The 13448-nt window shown below is 72.7% G+C and carries 15 protein-coding genes; 7 read left to right on the top strand and 8 right to left on the bottom strand.

Translation table 11 applies throughout. The features are described 5' to 3' along the window. Positions 1–127: 127 nt before the first annotated feature. Entirely contained in the window at positions 128–583 is a 456-nt protein-coding gene (locus ACH47X_RS18250) for a SufE family protein (protein WP_397405941.1), read from the bottom strand. A 102-nt stretch (positions 584–685) separates the two neighbouring features. Here ACH47X_RS18250 and ACH47X_RS18245 point away from each other — a divergent pair, with 102 nt between their 5' ends. After that, on the top strand, positions 686–997 hold the full coding sequence (locus tag ACH47X_RS18245; RefSeq protein WP_397405940.1) for a DUF3175 domain-containing protein: 312 nt from the start codon (positions 686–688) through the stop codon (positions 995–997). 74 nt (positions 998–1071) lie between these two features. Here ACH47X_RS18245 and ACH47X_RS18240 read toward each other — a convergent pair whose 3' ends face one another. After that, on the bottom strand, positions 1072–1965 hold the full coding sequence (locus ACH47X_RS18240; protein WP_397405939.1) for a sulfurtransferase: 894 nt from the start codon (positions 1963–1965) through the stop codon (positions 1072–1074). Positions 1966–2040: 75 nt separating this feature from the next. Further along, positions 2041–3342, bottom strand: coding sequence for a transcriptional regulator (locus tag ACH47X_RS18235; RefSeq protein WP_397405938.1), 1302 nt, complete (start codon positions 3340–3342; stop codon positions 2041–2043). Between the two features lie 289 nt (positions 3343–3631). On the opposite strand from ACH47X_RS18235, the gene ACH47X_RS18230 reads away from it, so the two are divergent. Continuing rightward, complete coding sequence (locus ACH47X_RS18230) at positions 3632–4261, top strand: hypothetical protein (RefSeq protein WP_397405937.1); 630 nt, start codon at positions 3632–3634, stop codon at positions 4259–4261. A 272-nt stretch (positions 4262–4533) separates the two neighbouring features. Here the strand turns inward: ACH47X_RS18230 and ACH47X_RS18225 are convergent, their stop codons facing one another. Beyond that, positions 4534–6150, bottom strand: coding sequence for a vWA domain-containing protein (locus ACH47X_RS18225; protein WP_397405936.1), 1617 nt, complete (start codon positions 6148–6150; stop codon positions 4534–4536). A gap of 236 nt (positions 6151–6386) precedes the next feature. Here ACH47X_RS18225 and exaC point away from each other — a divergent pair, with 236 nt between their 5' ends. After that, the gene (exaC, locus tag ACH47X_RS18220) at positions 6387–7910 is read left to right on the top strand and encodes an acetaldehyde dehydrogenase ExaC (protein ID WP_397405935.1); all 1524 of its coding nucleotides are present in this window, start codon (positions 6387–6389) and stop codon (positions 7908–7910) included. Between the two features lie 95 nt (positions 7911–8005). After that, entirely contained in the window at positions 8006–8413 is a 408-nt protein-coding gene (locus ACH47X_RS18215; RefSeq protein WP_397405934.1) for a DUF779 domain-containing protein, read from the top strand. Between the two features lie 17 nt (positions 8414–8430). Here ACH47X_RS18215 and ACH47X_RS18210 read toward each other — a convergent pair whose 3' ends face one another. Next, positions 8431–8844 (bottom strand): hypothetical protein, encoded by a 414-nt coding sequence (locus ACH47X_RS18210; RefSeq protein WP_397405933.1) that lies wholly within the window; start codon positions 8842–8844, stop codon positions 8431–8433. A 117-nt stretch (positions 8845–8961) separates the two neighbouring features. On the opposite strand from ACH47X_RS18210, the gene ACH47X_RS18205 reads away from it, so the two are divergent. Beyond that, positions 8962–9765: a MerR family transcriptional regulator gene (locus ACH47X_RS18205; protein WP_397405932.1), complete on the top strand. Its 804-nt coding sequence runs from the start codon at positions 8962–8964 to the stop codon at positions 9763–9765. Here ACH47X_RS18205 and ACH47X_RS18200 read toward each other — a convergent pair. Then, the gene (locus ACH47X_RS18200; RefSeq protein WP_397405931.1) at positions 9729–10346 is read right to left on the bottom strand and encodes a DinB family protein; all 618 of its coding nucleotides are present in this window, start codon (positions 10344–10346) and stop codon (positions 9729–9731) included. The two genes, ACH47X_RS18205 and ACH47X_RS18200, sit on opposite strands and share 37 nt — an antisense overlap. A 54-nt stretch (positions 10347–10400) precedes the next feature. On the opposite strand from ACH47X_RS18200, the gene ACH47X_RS18195 reads away from it, so the two are divergent. Together ACH47X_RS18195 and ACH47X_RS18190 are read left to right on the top strand one after the other, a co-directional pair. Further along, the gene (locus ACH47X_RS18195) at positions 10401–11285 is read left to right on the top strand and encodes a PfkB family carbohydrate kinase (RefSeq protein WP_397405930.1); all 885 of its coding nucleotides are present in this window, start codon (positions 10401–10403) and stop codon (positions 11283–11285) included. Then, on the top strand, positions 11276–11914 hold the full coding sequence (locus tag ACH47X_RS18190; RefSeq protein WP_397405929.1) for a nucleoside/nucleotide kinase family protein: 639 nt from the start codon (positions 11276–11278) through the stop codon (positions 11912–11914). Before ACH47X_RS18195 ends, ACH47X_RS18190 begins: the two co-directional genes overlap by 10 nt. 9 nt (positions 11915–11923) lie before the next feature. On the opposite strand, the gene ACH47X_RS18185 is transcribed toward ACH47X_RS18190, so the two are convergent. Continuing rightward, complete coding sequence (locus ACH47X_RS18185) at positions 11924–12592, bottom strand: Rv3235 family protein (RefSeq protein WP_397405928.1); 669 nt, start codon at positions 12590–12592, stop codon at positions 11924–11926. A gap of 92 nt (positions 12593–12684) precedes the next feature. Next, positions 12685–13419, bottom strand: a complete 735-nt coding sequence (locus ACH47X_RS18180) for a hypothetical protein (RefSeq protein WP_397405927.1) — start codon at positions 13417–13419, stop codon at positions 12685–12687. Between the last annotated feature and the right edge of the window lie 29 nt (positions 13420–13448).

Below are 13448 nucleotides of genomic sequence, written 5' to 3'. Positions count from 1 at the left end.
CGTTCGTGTCAGTCGTATTTTTTTTTATTGTTCTCCCCCGGTCCCCCCCCCCACCCCCCCCCCCCCCCCCCCACGCCGCTGCGGCCACGTGTGCGAACTGCCGACGCCGCGGCCGGCGGCGCGCCCGTCAGACCTCCGCGGCCGCGAGCTGCTCGCGGACCTGGCGCTTGGCGCGGGTCAGCATGCCCGCCATGCCGTTCAGGCGCAGCAGGCTGACGACCTTGGTCAGGCCGAGCTGCAGCGGGTAGTCCTCGGGCACGTCCAGCACCTGCTGCGCCGTCAGCCCGGTGAGGCCCTGCGCCAGGATCGAGGCGAAGCCGCGCGTGGTGGGCGCCTCCTCCGGTGCGCTGGCGTGGAAGGTGACCACGCCGGCGTCGTCCACCTCGGCGAACGCGTAGACGGGGGACTGGCACTCCTGGACCCGCTCCAGCCGTTCGGGCGCGTCCGCGTACTTCTCGGGCAGCGGGGGCAGCTCGCGCGAGACCTCCAGCAGGAGCTGGAGGCGGTCGCGCTCGGGCGTCTCCAGGAAGGCGTCCCGCAGTTCGGAGAGGGCCTCGGGCAGTTCGAGGTCGTTGGTGCTCATCCGTTCATCCTTTCACCGTCCGCCCTCACCCGTGTCAGACATGTGGGCGAGCCGCTGGGCGCGGCCCGGGCGAGTGGCCCGACGGCGTCGTAACGTGGCCGTATGGCCGAGAAGAAGGGTTCCGACGAGGGAGCCGGCGGCAACCCGGAACGCTGGTCGCAGGGCGTCACCGAGGGCAGCGACGCCCTTGACCTGGAGGAGGGCGTGTTCACCTGGGACGACCCGGCGCGCATCGCCCGGTCCCTCAAGAGCTCGGCCGAGGCGAGCGACCGGCGCAAGAGCTCCCCGTACCGGTCGGCGATGTCGATGCTGACCTTCTACGTCAACCGCGCGGGCAAGGACCTCGACGCCGGCCAGCGTGACGTGCTGGAGCGCGCGAAGGACGAGCTGCGCAAGGCGTTCGGCCGCGACTGACCTGTCCGCCCCTCCCGCACGTGTCAGACGTACGGATCACCAGGGTGACCTGTACGTCTGACACGTTCAGCGGCTCAGACCGTGCCCGGCTCCGCGCCGGTGGCGACCGGGACGCGCACCGCGTTGCCCCACTCGGTCCAGGAGCCGTCGTAGTTGCGCACGTTGGTGTACCCGAGCAAGTACGTCAGCGCGAACCAGGTGTGGCTGGAGCGCTCACCGATGCGGCAGTAGGTGATCACGGCGTCGGCCGGGTCGAGGCCCAGGCCCGCGGTGTAGATCGCCTCGAGCTCCGCACGGGACTTGTAGGTGCCGTCCTCGGCCACGGCCGTGGCCCACGGGACGTTGCGGGCCGTGGGGATGTGGCCGCCGCGCAGCACGCCCTCCTCCGGGTAGTCCGGGATGGCGATGCGCTCGCCCGTGTACTCCTGCGGGGAGCGGATGTCGACGAGCGGGCCGTTGCCCAGGTGCGCCAGCACGTCCTCGCGGAAGGCGCGGACCGTCGTGTCGTCCCGCTCGACCGTGGGGTACTCGACCGGGGCCGGCGCCGGGACGTCGGTGGTGAGCTCGCGGCCCTCGGCGCTCCACAGCCCGCGGCCGCCGTCGAGCAGCCGTACGTCCTGGTGGCCGAACAGCGTGAACACCCACGCGGTGTACGCGGCCCACCAGTTGTTCTTGTCGCCGTACAGCACCACGGTGGTGTCGCGCGTGATCCCCTTGCTGCTCATCAGGGCGGCGAACGCGGCGCCGTCCAGGTAGTCGCGGACCTGCGGGTGCTGCAGCTCGGTGTGCCAGTCGACCTTCACCGCGCCGGGGATGTGCCCGGTCTCGTACAGCAGCACGTCCTCGTCCGACTCGACGACGACGATGCCCGGGTCCTTGAGGTGCTCGGCCAGCCACGCCGTGCTCACGAGCCGTTCGGGGTGGGCGTACTGCGCGATCTTGTCCGACGGGTCGATGGGAGCGGGCATGGTTCCTCCTCGATGGGCGTGCACTGTCGAGTCCAGTAACGCGGTGCGGGCCGTGGATGATCCCGGCGAGCCGGCTCAGGCGAGCCTTCGCTCCAGCACCCCCAGGTGCGCCCGCGCCCGCGCGGCCTGCGGCCCACCCGGTTCGGCCAGCCGCGCGAGGCGCGTCCAGGCGACGTGGTCGTCGGTGCCCTCGTCGCGCGCGGTCCACTGCTCGACGGCGGCCACGTCGTCGCAGGTGTGCACCGCCCCGCGGACCTCCGCCTCCAGCTCCTCGCGCAGCCGCTCCACGCCCGGCGCGGCCGAGCGCCGCAGCAGCGGCTCCGGGTACGCCGACAGCGCGCCACGGACGTCGCCCCGCCGCAGCCGGGCGCGCACCGTGTCGACGTCGGACCGCACCGGGCGGGCGAGCCGGTAGGGGCGCGAGCCGGCGAGCAGCGGGCCGCCGAGCACGCCGTCGGCCACGCGACGCAGGCGGGAGATCTCCGCGCGGACCGTCACCAGGGACAGGTCGCCTGGGTGCAGCAGCACGGCCAGCTCCTCGGCGCTCAGCCCGCGCGGGTGCTCGGCCAGGAGCAGCATGATCTCGGCGTGCCGCAGCGAGAGCCGGCGGCCACGCAGCGTGGGTGCCCCGAGCAGGCGCAGGTCGGGCGCGCGCTCGGCGGCACCGCCCGGGATCCCGCCACCCAGGTCCGGGTCGGCGGGGCGGTCTGCCCAGGGCGCGCCTCCGGCCGCCCGATCGCCCGTGGCACGGAGGGCGAGCTCGCGCTCGACCATGGCGACCGTGGCGCGCACGAGCGCGAGGGCCACATGGGATCCGGCGGCGTTGCCGCCGGTCAGGTCGAGCACGCCGATGATGCCGCCGGCCGCGTCGTGCACCGGGGCCGCGGTGCAGCTCAGCCGCTGGACCGGCCGCGCGAAGTGCTCGGCCCCGAGCACCTGGACGGGACGGCGGGTCGCGAGAGCGGTACCGGGCGCGTTCGTGCCCACCGACTCCTCGCGCCAGACGGCGCCCTCGACGAACCCGACGCCGTCGACGGCGGAGCGCACCTGGCCGCGCCCCTCGACCCACAGGAGCCGGCCGACGTCGTCCGAGACCGCGACCACCAGGCCGTCGCCGGTCGCGCCGCCGACGAGGTCGCGTACCAGGGGCATGGCGACGGCCAGCGGGTGGGAGCTGCGGTAGTCGTCGAGGTCGTCCGTCGCCGCCACCGGGACCGCGCTCGGCCGGTCGGGATCCACACCGTTGCGCAGGCTCCGTAACCACGACGCCGCCACGACCGGGTCGATCCCGTCGGGCTCCTGGGAGCCGGCAGAACCGACGAAGCTCTCATAGGCGGCGCGGACCCAGCGCGCGTCGCGGTGTGGCACCTGCTGCATGCTGCCCCTGACGTTGTCCCGACGCCGTCGTCGAACCACGCCAGTGTAGGCATCGGACCAAGTTCATCAACAGGTTGTCCACCGTGATCCCCAAGTTGTCCACCGTCTCAGAGCGGTTTTCCACAGATCGAAGTGGCATCACGCTCTCGACAGGCGGGACTGGAAAAGTAGTCTTAGCGTCATTAGCACCGGTAGTTAAACGGGCTTCGCGTCCGACAGATAGTTTTCACGAAGACTCTCTTTGGGGGAAGAGTTGAACACCATCGCTTTAGCTAGACCGGAATCGCAGATGTCTGAGACTGATGAACAGGCCGGAGACAGTCCGCGCCAGCAACTGCCCGTCGACCCGGCGAAGCTGCCGGCGCTCGACACGCCCACACCGCCGTACGAGGCTGGCGCCGGCCCCGACCTGGCCGGCGCCCGTGGCCGCTGGCGCTGGACGTTCGGCGCCGCGATCGTCACCGTCGTGGCCGTCGCCGTCACGCTGTGGGCCATGTCGGCCCGCGCGGAGGAGACCGGCCGGATCGTCACGCTGACCGCCCAGATCGACACCCAGGTCACCAGCACCTCGGCCCGGTCGCACGACCTCGCCGCCGTCATGGAGACGGCCGAGCGGGTCTACGAGCACTCGGAGGGCCAGGTCGCGGACCCGGCCACGCGCGACGTGCTCGCCGAGGCGCTCGCCGACGCGCGCCAGGCGGTGGCCCAGCGCCTGACCGACGCCCCGCCGACGTCGGTGACGCAGGCCCGCACGCTGCTCGCGCAGGCCACCCACATGGAGAGCTCGCTCGACTGGGCGGCGGAGGACCTGCGGGTCGCCGTCGACATGGTCCAGCAGTCGCAGGGCGCCCAGCGCTCCCTGGACTCCCGCGACCCCGTCGGCAACCGTACGATCCTCACCGCGCGCGACGCCTCCTGACAGCACTCCTTCCTTCAGCACCGCGACCCGCTGGTTGCCGGGAGCGCTCGGTCCGCCTCGAGAACGAACTCGGGGGCCGAATCGCGCCGAGAACGGCAATCGGCCGCATAACCGCCGACCCGTCCGGGGCAGGTATCCCCATATGCATTGACCGCGTCCGGATGAAAGTTCCCGCTCGGTCCATGGTCGGTAAACTACTTGCGGCGCATTCCGGATGACTTTCGATATGCCGCGCCGAATGGGCGCCGCGCGTGTATTCGCCCGCATCGAGTTCACCCCAAGGCCGAGTAGGCCTCGACGAGGTCGACGAACTCGGCCCGCAGGCCGTACGGGTCGGCGCCCAGCGCGCCCGCAGCCCGCTGCCGGACGGCGTCGAGGTTGGCCTGGCCCCGGTACTCCGATCCCGTGGCGATCAGCCCGAGCTCCGCGACGGCGGAGGCGAAGGCGAAGTCCGCCGTCGGGGTGCGCGTGAACGCATCGGCGCCGACCGGGAAGTCGACCTCGGTGCTCGCGCCGGTCACCCCGCCGTCCGGCGTCTTGTAGCGCACGTGCACGCTCATGAGGTCGCCGCCGACGTCGCCGCCCGAGCCCGCCGCGGTGCCGGCGGGGACCAGCTCGTAGAACGCCGTCACCGAGTGCCCTGCGCCGACGTCGCCCGCGTCCTTGGTGTCGTCGTCGAAGTCCTCGTCCGCCAGCCGCCGGTTGTCGTACCCGATCAGCCGGTACGAGCTCACCGTGGCGGGGTTCAGCTCGACCTGCAGCTTCAGGTCCTGGGCCACCACGAACATCGTCGAGCCGAACTCGTCCACGAGCACCTTGCGAGCCTCGGCCAGGGTGTCGATGTACGCGTAGTTGCCGTTCCCGTGGTCGGCGATGGCCTCCATCGTGCTGTCCTTCAGGTTGTACATGCCGAAGCCCAGCACGGACACGTACACCCCGGAGTCCCGCTCCGCCTCGATCAGGTCCGTCAGCTCCTCGGGCGTGGACGGGCCCACGTTGAAGTCGCCGTCGGTCGCCAGGATCACCCGGTTGTTCCCGCCACGCACGAAGTTCTTCTCGGCCAGCTCGTACGCCGTGGTCAGGCCGGCCGCGCCGCCCGTGGACCCGCCGGCCCGCAGCGAGCGCAGGTGGTCCACCAGCACGCCGTGCTCCGAGCCCGGCACGGAGTCGGCGACCACGCGGTTGTCGCCCGCGTACGTCACGATGGAGACCCTGTCGTCCCCGTCGAGCTGCTCCACCAGCAGCGCGAACGACTCCGCGAGCAGTGGCAGCTTGTTCGGCTCGTCCATCGACCCGGACACGTCCAGCAGGAACACGATGTTGTTGCCCTCCGACGCCGGAAGGGCTTCCGTGGCCTGCACGCCGACCATCGCGAGCTGGTGCTCCGGGTTCCACGGGGCGGCCGCGACCTGCGTCGTCACCGAGAACGGGTGCTCGGCACCGGCGCCGGGCGCCGGGTACCCGTAGTCGAAGTAGTTGACCAGCTCCTCGATGCGCACGCCCTGCGGCGCCTCGCCCTGGTTCACCTGACGGCGCAGGTTCGAGTACGACGCCGTGTCGACGTCGGCCGAGAACGTGGACAGCGGGCTCGTGGCGACGTCGAGGAACGGTGACTCGGGGGAGTCGTCGTACTCCTCACCGTCCCCTGGGGCGGACGGCTCCCCGCCTGGTCCGGGCGGCACGAGCCGCTCGGCGCCTGGTGCCTCGCCGTTCAGGAGTTCCGGGGCGGGTGCCATGTCGGGGGCCGGCAGGTTCGCCGTCTGCGCGGCGGTCCCCGACTCGTCGCTCCCCGCGGTGCAGCCCGCGAGCGCCAGCACCACGGTCAGGGCGGCGGCCAGGGGAACGGTCAGGGGGAGCGCGGGGGACGTGCGGCGGGTGACAGGGTGCATGGCCTCTCCTCGGGTTCGGCTCGTCGCGCGGCGTCGGTCCGGCGATCTGTCCTCATCTGTCCATATGTGCCGACCCGCGTCGTGCTTGCCGTCGTGAGGTCACGGTCGGGTTGCAACCCCGATGCAACGCCCCGCTGCCTAACCTCACCGCACTCGGGTGCACCGGTGCGCCCGGGGCGTGGCTCCGCCGTCGGGCATCCCGGGGGTGGGCGCGAGACCCTGCGAGGAGGCAGACCATGACCGTGTACGCAGCCCCAGGTACCGAAGGTGCCATCGCGAGCTTCCGGCCCCGGTACGACCACTGGATCGGGGGCGAGTACGTACCCCCGGCCAACGGGCAGTACTTCGAGAACCCCAGCCCCGTGACCGGACGGACGTTCACCGAGGTCGCACGCGGCGACGCCGACGACATCGACCGGGCCCTCGACGCCGCGCACGGCGCCGCGCCGGCCTGGGGGCGCACCTCGGTCACCGAGCGCGCGATCATCCTGAACAAGATCGCCGACCGCATGGAGGAGCACCTCGAGGAGCTCGCGGTCGTCGAGACCTGGGAGAACGGCAAGCCGGTCCGCGAGACCCTGAACGCGGACATGCCGCTGGCCATCGACCACTTCCGCTACTTCGCGGGCGCGATCCGGGCCCAGGAGGGCTCGATCAGCGAGATCGACGGCGACACGATCGCGTACCACTTCCACGAGCCGCTGGGCGTTGTGGGGCAGATCATCCCGTGGAACTTCCCGATCCTGATGGCGGTGTGGAAGCTGGCGCCGGCGCTCGCGGCGGGCAACGCCGTGGTGCTCAAGCCGGCCGAGCAGACGCCGACGTCGATCCTGTTCCTGATGGAGCTCATCGCGGACCTGCTGCCGCCGGGCGTGGTGAACGTGGTCAACGGCTTCGGCGCGGAGGCGGGTAAGCCGCTGGCGAGCTCGTCGCGGATCCGCAAGATCGCGTTCACGGGCGAGACCACGACGGGGCGCCTGATCATGCAGTACGCGTCGCAGAACATCATCCCGGTGACGCTGGAGCTGGGCGGCAAGTCGCCGAACCTGTTCTTCAGCGACGTCGCCGCGGCGCACGACGACTTCTACGACAAGGCCCTGGAGGGCTTCACGATGTTCGCCCTCAACCAGGGTGAGGTGTGCACGTGCCCGTCGCGCGCGCTCATCCAGAGCGACATCTACCGCGACTTCCTGGCCGACGCCGTGGCACGCACCGAGGCGATCAAGCAGGGCAACCCGCTGGACACCGACACGATGATCGGCGCGCAGGCCAGCAACGACCAGCTCGAGAAGATCCTCAGCTACTTCGACATCGGCCGGGCCGAGGGTGCCAAGGTGCTCACGGGCGGGCACCGGGCGGAGCTGGAGGGTGACCTCGCGGGCGGCTACTACGTGACACCCACGATCTTCGAGGGCAAGAACGAGATGCGGATCTTCCAGGAGGAGATCTTCGGGCCGGTCGTGGCGGTGACGGAGTTCGCGGACTTCGACGACGCCATCAAGATCGCCAACGACACGCTGTACGGCCTGGGCGCGGGCGTATGGAGCAGGTCGGGCTCCGACGCCTACCGGGCGGGGCGCGCGATCGAGGCGGGCCGGGTGTGGACGAACAACTACCACGCGTACCCGGCCGCGGCGGCGTTCGGCGGCTACAAGGGCTCGGGCGTGGGTCGCGAGAACCACAGGATGATGCTCGACCACTACCAGCAGACCAAGAACCTGCTGGTCAGCTACTCGCCGAACAAGCTGGGCTTCTTCTAGGCCGGCGGCGCACGCCGAGCGGGAGGCCGGGGGCCGGTACGTCCCTCGCCTCCCGCCCGGCGGTCCGGATCCAGCTCCGAGCTCAGGGAGGTTCCATGTCCGACGACGTTCGCCCGGGCCAGGCGGCCGGCTCGCCGCCCGCACGGGTGGCCGTGACCGACGACGCCGCCGCGCTGCTGGTGCGGCTGCGGGACAAGCACGGCGACCTGATGTTCCACCAGTCCGGCGGCTGCTGCGACGGCTCGTCGCCCATGTGCTACCCGGACGGCGACTTCATCACCGGGGACGCCGACGTGCATCTCGGTGACCTCGCGATCGACTCGTTCACGGTTCCGGTCTGGATGAGCCGCAGCCAGTTCGAGTACTGGAAGCACACCCACCTGACGATCGACGTGGTGCCGGGCCGTGGCGCCGGCTTCAGCGTCGAGGCGCCCGAGGGGGTGCGGTTCCTCATCCGGTCGCGGCTGTTCACCGATGACGAGTGGGCGCTCCTGCGGGACTGACCCGGCGGGCGCGGAGCTCAAGGCTGGTCCAGCCTGGCGACGTCGTCAGCCGTTGCCAGGAAAAACGCGGCGAGCGTGAGGCCGTGCCTGGCCGCGGTGTCCCGCAGGGCCACGAACCAGGCGTGGTCGGTGATCGAGGCCGCGGCGGTGCCGGGCCGTTCCAGCATCACGAACACCGACGCGCCCGGTTCGCCCTGGAGGATGTCGTGCCACACCTGGCCCAGGTCGTTCACCGCGAGCACCTCGGGCTCGTCCGGCACCAGGTCCACGGGGACGATGACCGGCAGCGGTCGGCGCTCGCCGTCCAGCAGCACGAACCAGAGGGTGCGGCGGCGCGGCCGGATGTCGCCGTGCACGAACCGGGCGAACGCGAGGAGGGCATCGTCGTCCGCCAGGGGATGGTCGGGAGTGAACTCGCTCAGTGCTGTCATGAGCACCAGTGTTGGCACCGGGGGCTGTTCGATGCTGGTTATCCACAGATGAAGATTCTTGGCGGATCGAGATGAGGGCTTGAAGTTGACGCGACGTCAACCTCTACGGTGAGGAACATGCAATGGTCCATCCAGGAGATCGCGCGGCTGACCGGCGTCACCAGCCGGACGCTGCGGCACTACGACGCCGTCGGGCTGCTGCCCGCCGTCCGCACGACGGACGGCGGGCCGCGCCGCTACGACCGCACCGCTTTGGTGCGGTTGCAACGGATCCTGCTGCTGCGTGATCTCGGGCTCGGCCTCGGCGACATCGCCGAGGTGCTCGACACCCAGCGGGACGAGGCGCAGGCCCTGCGCACGCACCTCGTGTCGCTCCGGGAGGAGCAAGGCCGGATCGCCCGGCAGATCGCGTCGGTCGAACGGACCGTCGCGGCGCTCGAGAAGGACCCCGACACCACGGAGGGACACATCATGGCCAAGGACATGCTCGACGGCTTCGACCACACCCGGTACGAGCAGGAGGTCACCGAGCGCTGGGGGAGCGACGCCTACCGGCGGAGCGACACCTGGTGGCGCGGCCTCAGCGAACAGGAGCAGCGGGAGTGGAAGGGCCGCGTCGAGGCGCTGAGCCGGGACTGGGCCGATGCCGCGCTGGCCGGCACCGACCCGGCCTCGGACGAGGCGCAGGCGCTCGCCGCACGGCACGCCGACTGGCTCGCCGGGGTGCCGGGCACGCCCGGCGCCGGGCAGCGACTGCCCGACCGCGGGTACCTGCTGGGGCTGGCCGACATGTACGTCGCGGACGACCGGTTCGCCGCGAACTACGGCGGCACCGAGGGTGCCCGGTTCGTGCGCGAGACCCTGCGGGTCTTCGCGGCGCGGGCCTACCCGGCCGGCGTCGGCCCGGAGGGTGCGAGCTGAGCCCGGTAGAGGTCGCGCAGGAGGCAGATCTCGCCCCCGTGCGCCATGGCCTCGCGGCTGAGGTGGGTGACCAGCGCCGCCATCGGGAAGTCGGCGTACCCGACGCCCTTGGGGCCGATGGGCTGCTGGAGCGACTCGTCGTCCAGCGCCGCGATGCCGGCCTGCCAGGACCGGTAGCCCTCCTCGAGCATGGCCAGGCCGGCGTCGGCCGTGATCGGGGCCTCGGGCCAGTGCCGTGGGTCGAACATGTCGGCGTCGGGCGGCGCGGCGGTCGGGCCGAACAGGGCGCGGGCGCGTCGCCCGAAGACGTCCCGGCCCACGTGCACCATGCGCCACGCGATGGTCGTCACCGGTGGGACCTCCGGCTCGGGCACCTCCTGCTCGAGCCGGGGCTCCCCGTCCGGCCCGGGGCGCACGCTCCACGCCGGCGAGGCGGGCTCCCACAGGTACTCGGCGTCCGTGAGGCCCTCCAGCCGGGGCCAGAGGTGGAAGTCCCAGTAGAAGCTCAGCTGGTCCAGGAGAAGGTCGCGCCACACGGTCGTCGCTGGTCCGGGCGGTATGGTCGGCTCCGTCGTCGTCATGCTCGGACACTACGCTCGGTCTCTGACACCCAGTTTCAAAGGTAGCCTCTGCCCATGCGCGACACCCCCGCCGAAGCTCCTCCAAAACCGCCCGTGACCTGCTGGTTCGCGGGTCTGACGACGCTCGATGTGATCCACCGCAGCGCCGTCCGCCCGGGCCGGAACGAGAAGGTCACGGCCGTCCGCCAGGACGTCTCCGCGGGCGGCCCCGCGGCCAACGCGGCCGTCATCGCCGCGACGCTCGGGGCGCGCGCGCTCCTGATCAGCGCGATGGGGACCGGGCCCGTCGGCTCGGCGGCCCGGGGCGACCTGGAGCACCACGGGGTCGAGATCCACGACACCGCACAGGGGCGCGAGATCCCCGTCGCCGTCTCGGCCGTGATGGTCGACGACGAGACCGGCGACCGGTCGGTCGTCTCACCGGACGCCACGCTCACGAACGGCCTGGACGTCACGGCCGCCGAGCTCGACACCCTGCCGCGGCCCGACGTGGTGCTGCTCGACGGGCACCACCCCGACCTCGCGCGCAGCGTGCTCGCCTACGCACTGGCCCTCGAGCCCCGCCCCCTGGTCGTGCTGGACGCCGGGCGCTGGCGCCCGGTCTTCGCCGACCTGCTCGGCTCCGCGGACGTCGCTGCCCGGTCGGCCGACTTCCGCGCGCCCGAGGACGCCGCCCAGTCGCGTGCCGTTGTCACCACGCACGGGCCTGACCCGGTGACCTGGTGCGACAAGGACGGGCGGCAGGGTTCCACCGACGTGCCCGAGGTCGTCGTCCGTGACACCCTCGGCGCGGGCGACGCGTTCCACGGTGCCCTGTCCGTCGCCCTCGCCCAGGGTGCCGGGCTGGAGGCCGCCGTCGAGGAGGGCGTGCGGGTCGCCTCCATCCGGGTGCAGCACATCGGCCCGCGGTCCTGGCTGGAGTACGTGCCGTGCGCCTGACGACGGCCGAGCTCGTCGAGCGCGCCGCCGACATCGCCGCCGAGGCCCGCGGCGCGGGTGCCGCGGCCGTGCTCGGGATCACCGGACCGCCCGGCGCCGGCAAGTCGACGCTCGCCGCCGCCCTTGCCGACGGCCTGGCACCCGGTGCGGCCGTGGTCGTCGGGATGGACGGCTTTCACCTGTCCGACCAGGTGCTGAAGGCCCACGGCAGCCGCGACCGCAAGGGCGCGATCGACACGTTCGACGACGCCGGGTACGCCGCCCTGATCGACCGCATCGCCGGCCGGAGACCCGGCAGCCCGCCCGTCTACGCGCCGGAGTTCCGGCGCGCGATCGAAGAACCGATCGCGGCCGGTACCGCCGTCACCGACGAGCCCCTGGTGATCACCGAGGGCAACTACCTGCTGGCCACCACAGGCGCCTGGCCTGCGGCCCGTTCGCGGATGGCCCAGGTCTGGTACATCGAGCTGCCCGACGCCGAGCGCCTGCGGCGCCTCGTCGCGCGCCACCACGCCTTCGGCAAGCCGCTCTCCGACGCCGAGGCCTGGGCGCGCGGCAGCGACCAGCGCAACGCGGACCTCATAGCCGCGACCCGTGACGCGGCCGACCTCGTCGTGGAGTGGGTGTAGGGCCCCGGCTCAGCCGATCTCCAGGACCGCGACGCGCCACACCCCGCGCCGGGCCTCCAGCCGCACGGCCGCGGCGCGTACCCGCCCCTCGTCGTGCAGGATCACCGTGGCCTCGGCCGACGTGGCGCCCAGCCGGACCATCCGCACACGCCGCACCGCGGCCGGGTGCGCCCTGGGCCGAGGCGGGCGCACCTGCCGGGCCTCCCGCATGAGCCGCCCTCGCTCCAGAAGCTGGTCGTAGACCTGCGGCGTCACCCAGCGCGCGAGCTGGGCCGCCGGCCGCTCCCCACGCAGCACCTCGACCGCCGCACGCACCACACGGCAGACCTGCGCGGTGGGGTCCGGCAGGTCCGGGTCGGGCTCCGGCGCCGGGCGGCCCGACAGTGCCTCGAGGGCCGCCGTCGCGTTCTGCAGCTCGGGGTACGGTGTGCCACCGATCCGCATGCGCCGCAGCCGCCGGCCGATCCCCGGCCCGGTGACCGGCCCGGACGGCGGCACCGTGGTGCGTCGGACCGGCAGGCGCGACCGGGCCGGGTCCTGGGCCGGCGTGGCGGTCGACGCGCGCTTCTGTGCGGCTGCTGGAGCGGACGCTGCCGCCGCGGGCTTCGACGGCGCGGCGGGACGGCTCCGGGCTCCGGCGCCTGTTCCGGCGCCTGGCGAGGTGTCGAGCGTGGTCATACGGGGCCTCCTGGGAGCGGGCTTGCTGGGGACGCGGGTGCGGTCGTGCTCACCGGTGCTCCGCCGCGCAGCGGGTCGTGGGAGCAGTGCCGTCAGGGCTGGTGCAGCACCATGCCCGGCCGGATCAGGTCCGGGTCGGCGCCCACCACGTCGCGATTGGTGTCGTGCCACCGCACGACGGCCTGTGCGGTCTCGGTGTCGGACGGTGCTGCGGCGCGGCGGGTGCTGCGGGTGCCGTCGGCGGCACGGGCGAGCCCGTCCGCGGCGATCGACCACAGCGTGTCGCCGGCCTCCACCACCACGAGTGCTTCCGGTCCCGTACCCGGCCGCGTGCCGCGGTTGACCAGCGACGACTGCTCCGGGCCGTGGGCCTGCAGCCCGTCCGTCGGCCGCCAGCCGAGGTCGAGCACCACGGCCGGCCCGGCGTCGGCGGCACGGGCCTCGCCGGTCTGGGGGCCCGCGTGGGGTAGGGCCAGCGCCGCCGGGGTCGTGAGCGCGAGGCCGAGCCCCGCCCCGGCCGCCGCACGGGCCAGCCGCCGCACCACCGCAGGCGCATGCCGGGCCACCGCGCGCTCGGCCGCCGTCCAGCGTCTGCCCCGGCGGTCCGCGAGCACACAGGCCAGGGCGAGGAGCGCGTGCCCGCCCGTCCAGCCCGCCACCACCGTACCGACAGCGACCGCGGCGAGCTCGACGATGTCCTCGACCGGGAAGTACGCCGAACCGAGGCCCGCGCCGACCTGCCATGTGCGCACACCGAGCAGGCCGGCTGCCGCGACGAGCGCGAGGCCCAGCCCCAGCAGCCCGAGGAGCCCGCGCCTCGTGCCCACGACCTCTTGCGGCCTGGTGCAGCTGGCCC

This window comes from Promicromonospora kroppenstedtii (genome assembly GCF_044389675.1).
GTDB classification, from domain to species: Bacteria; Actinomycetota; Actinomycetes; order Actinomycetales; family Cellulomonadaceae; genus Promicromonospora; species Promicromonospora kroppenstedtii.
Note: the sequence above shows the minus strand (reverse complement) of the source record. Positions and strands in the feature narration are given on the sequence as shown.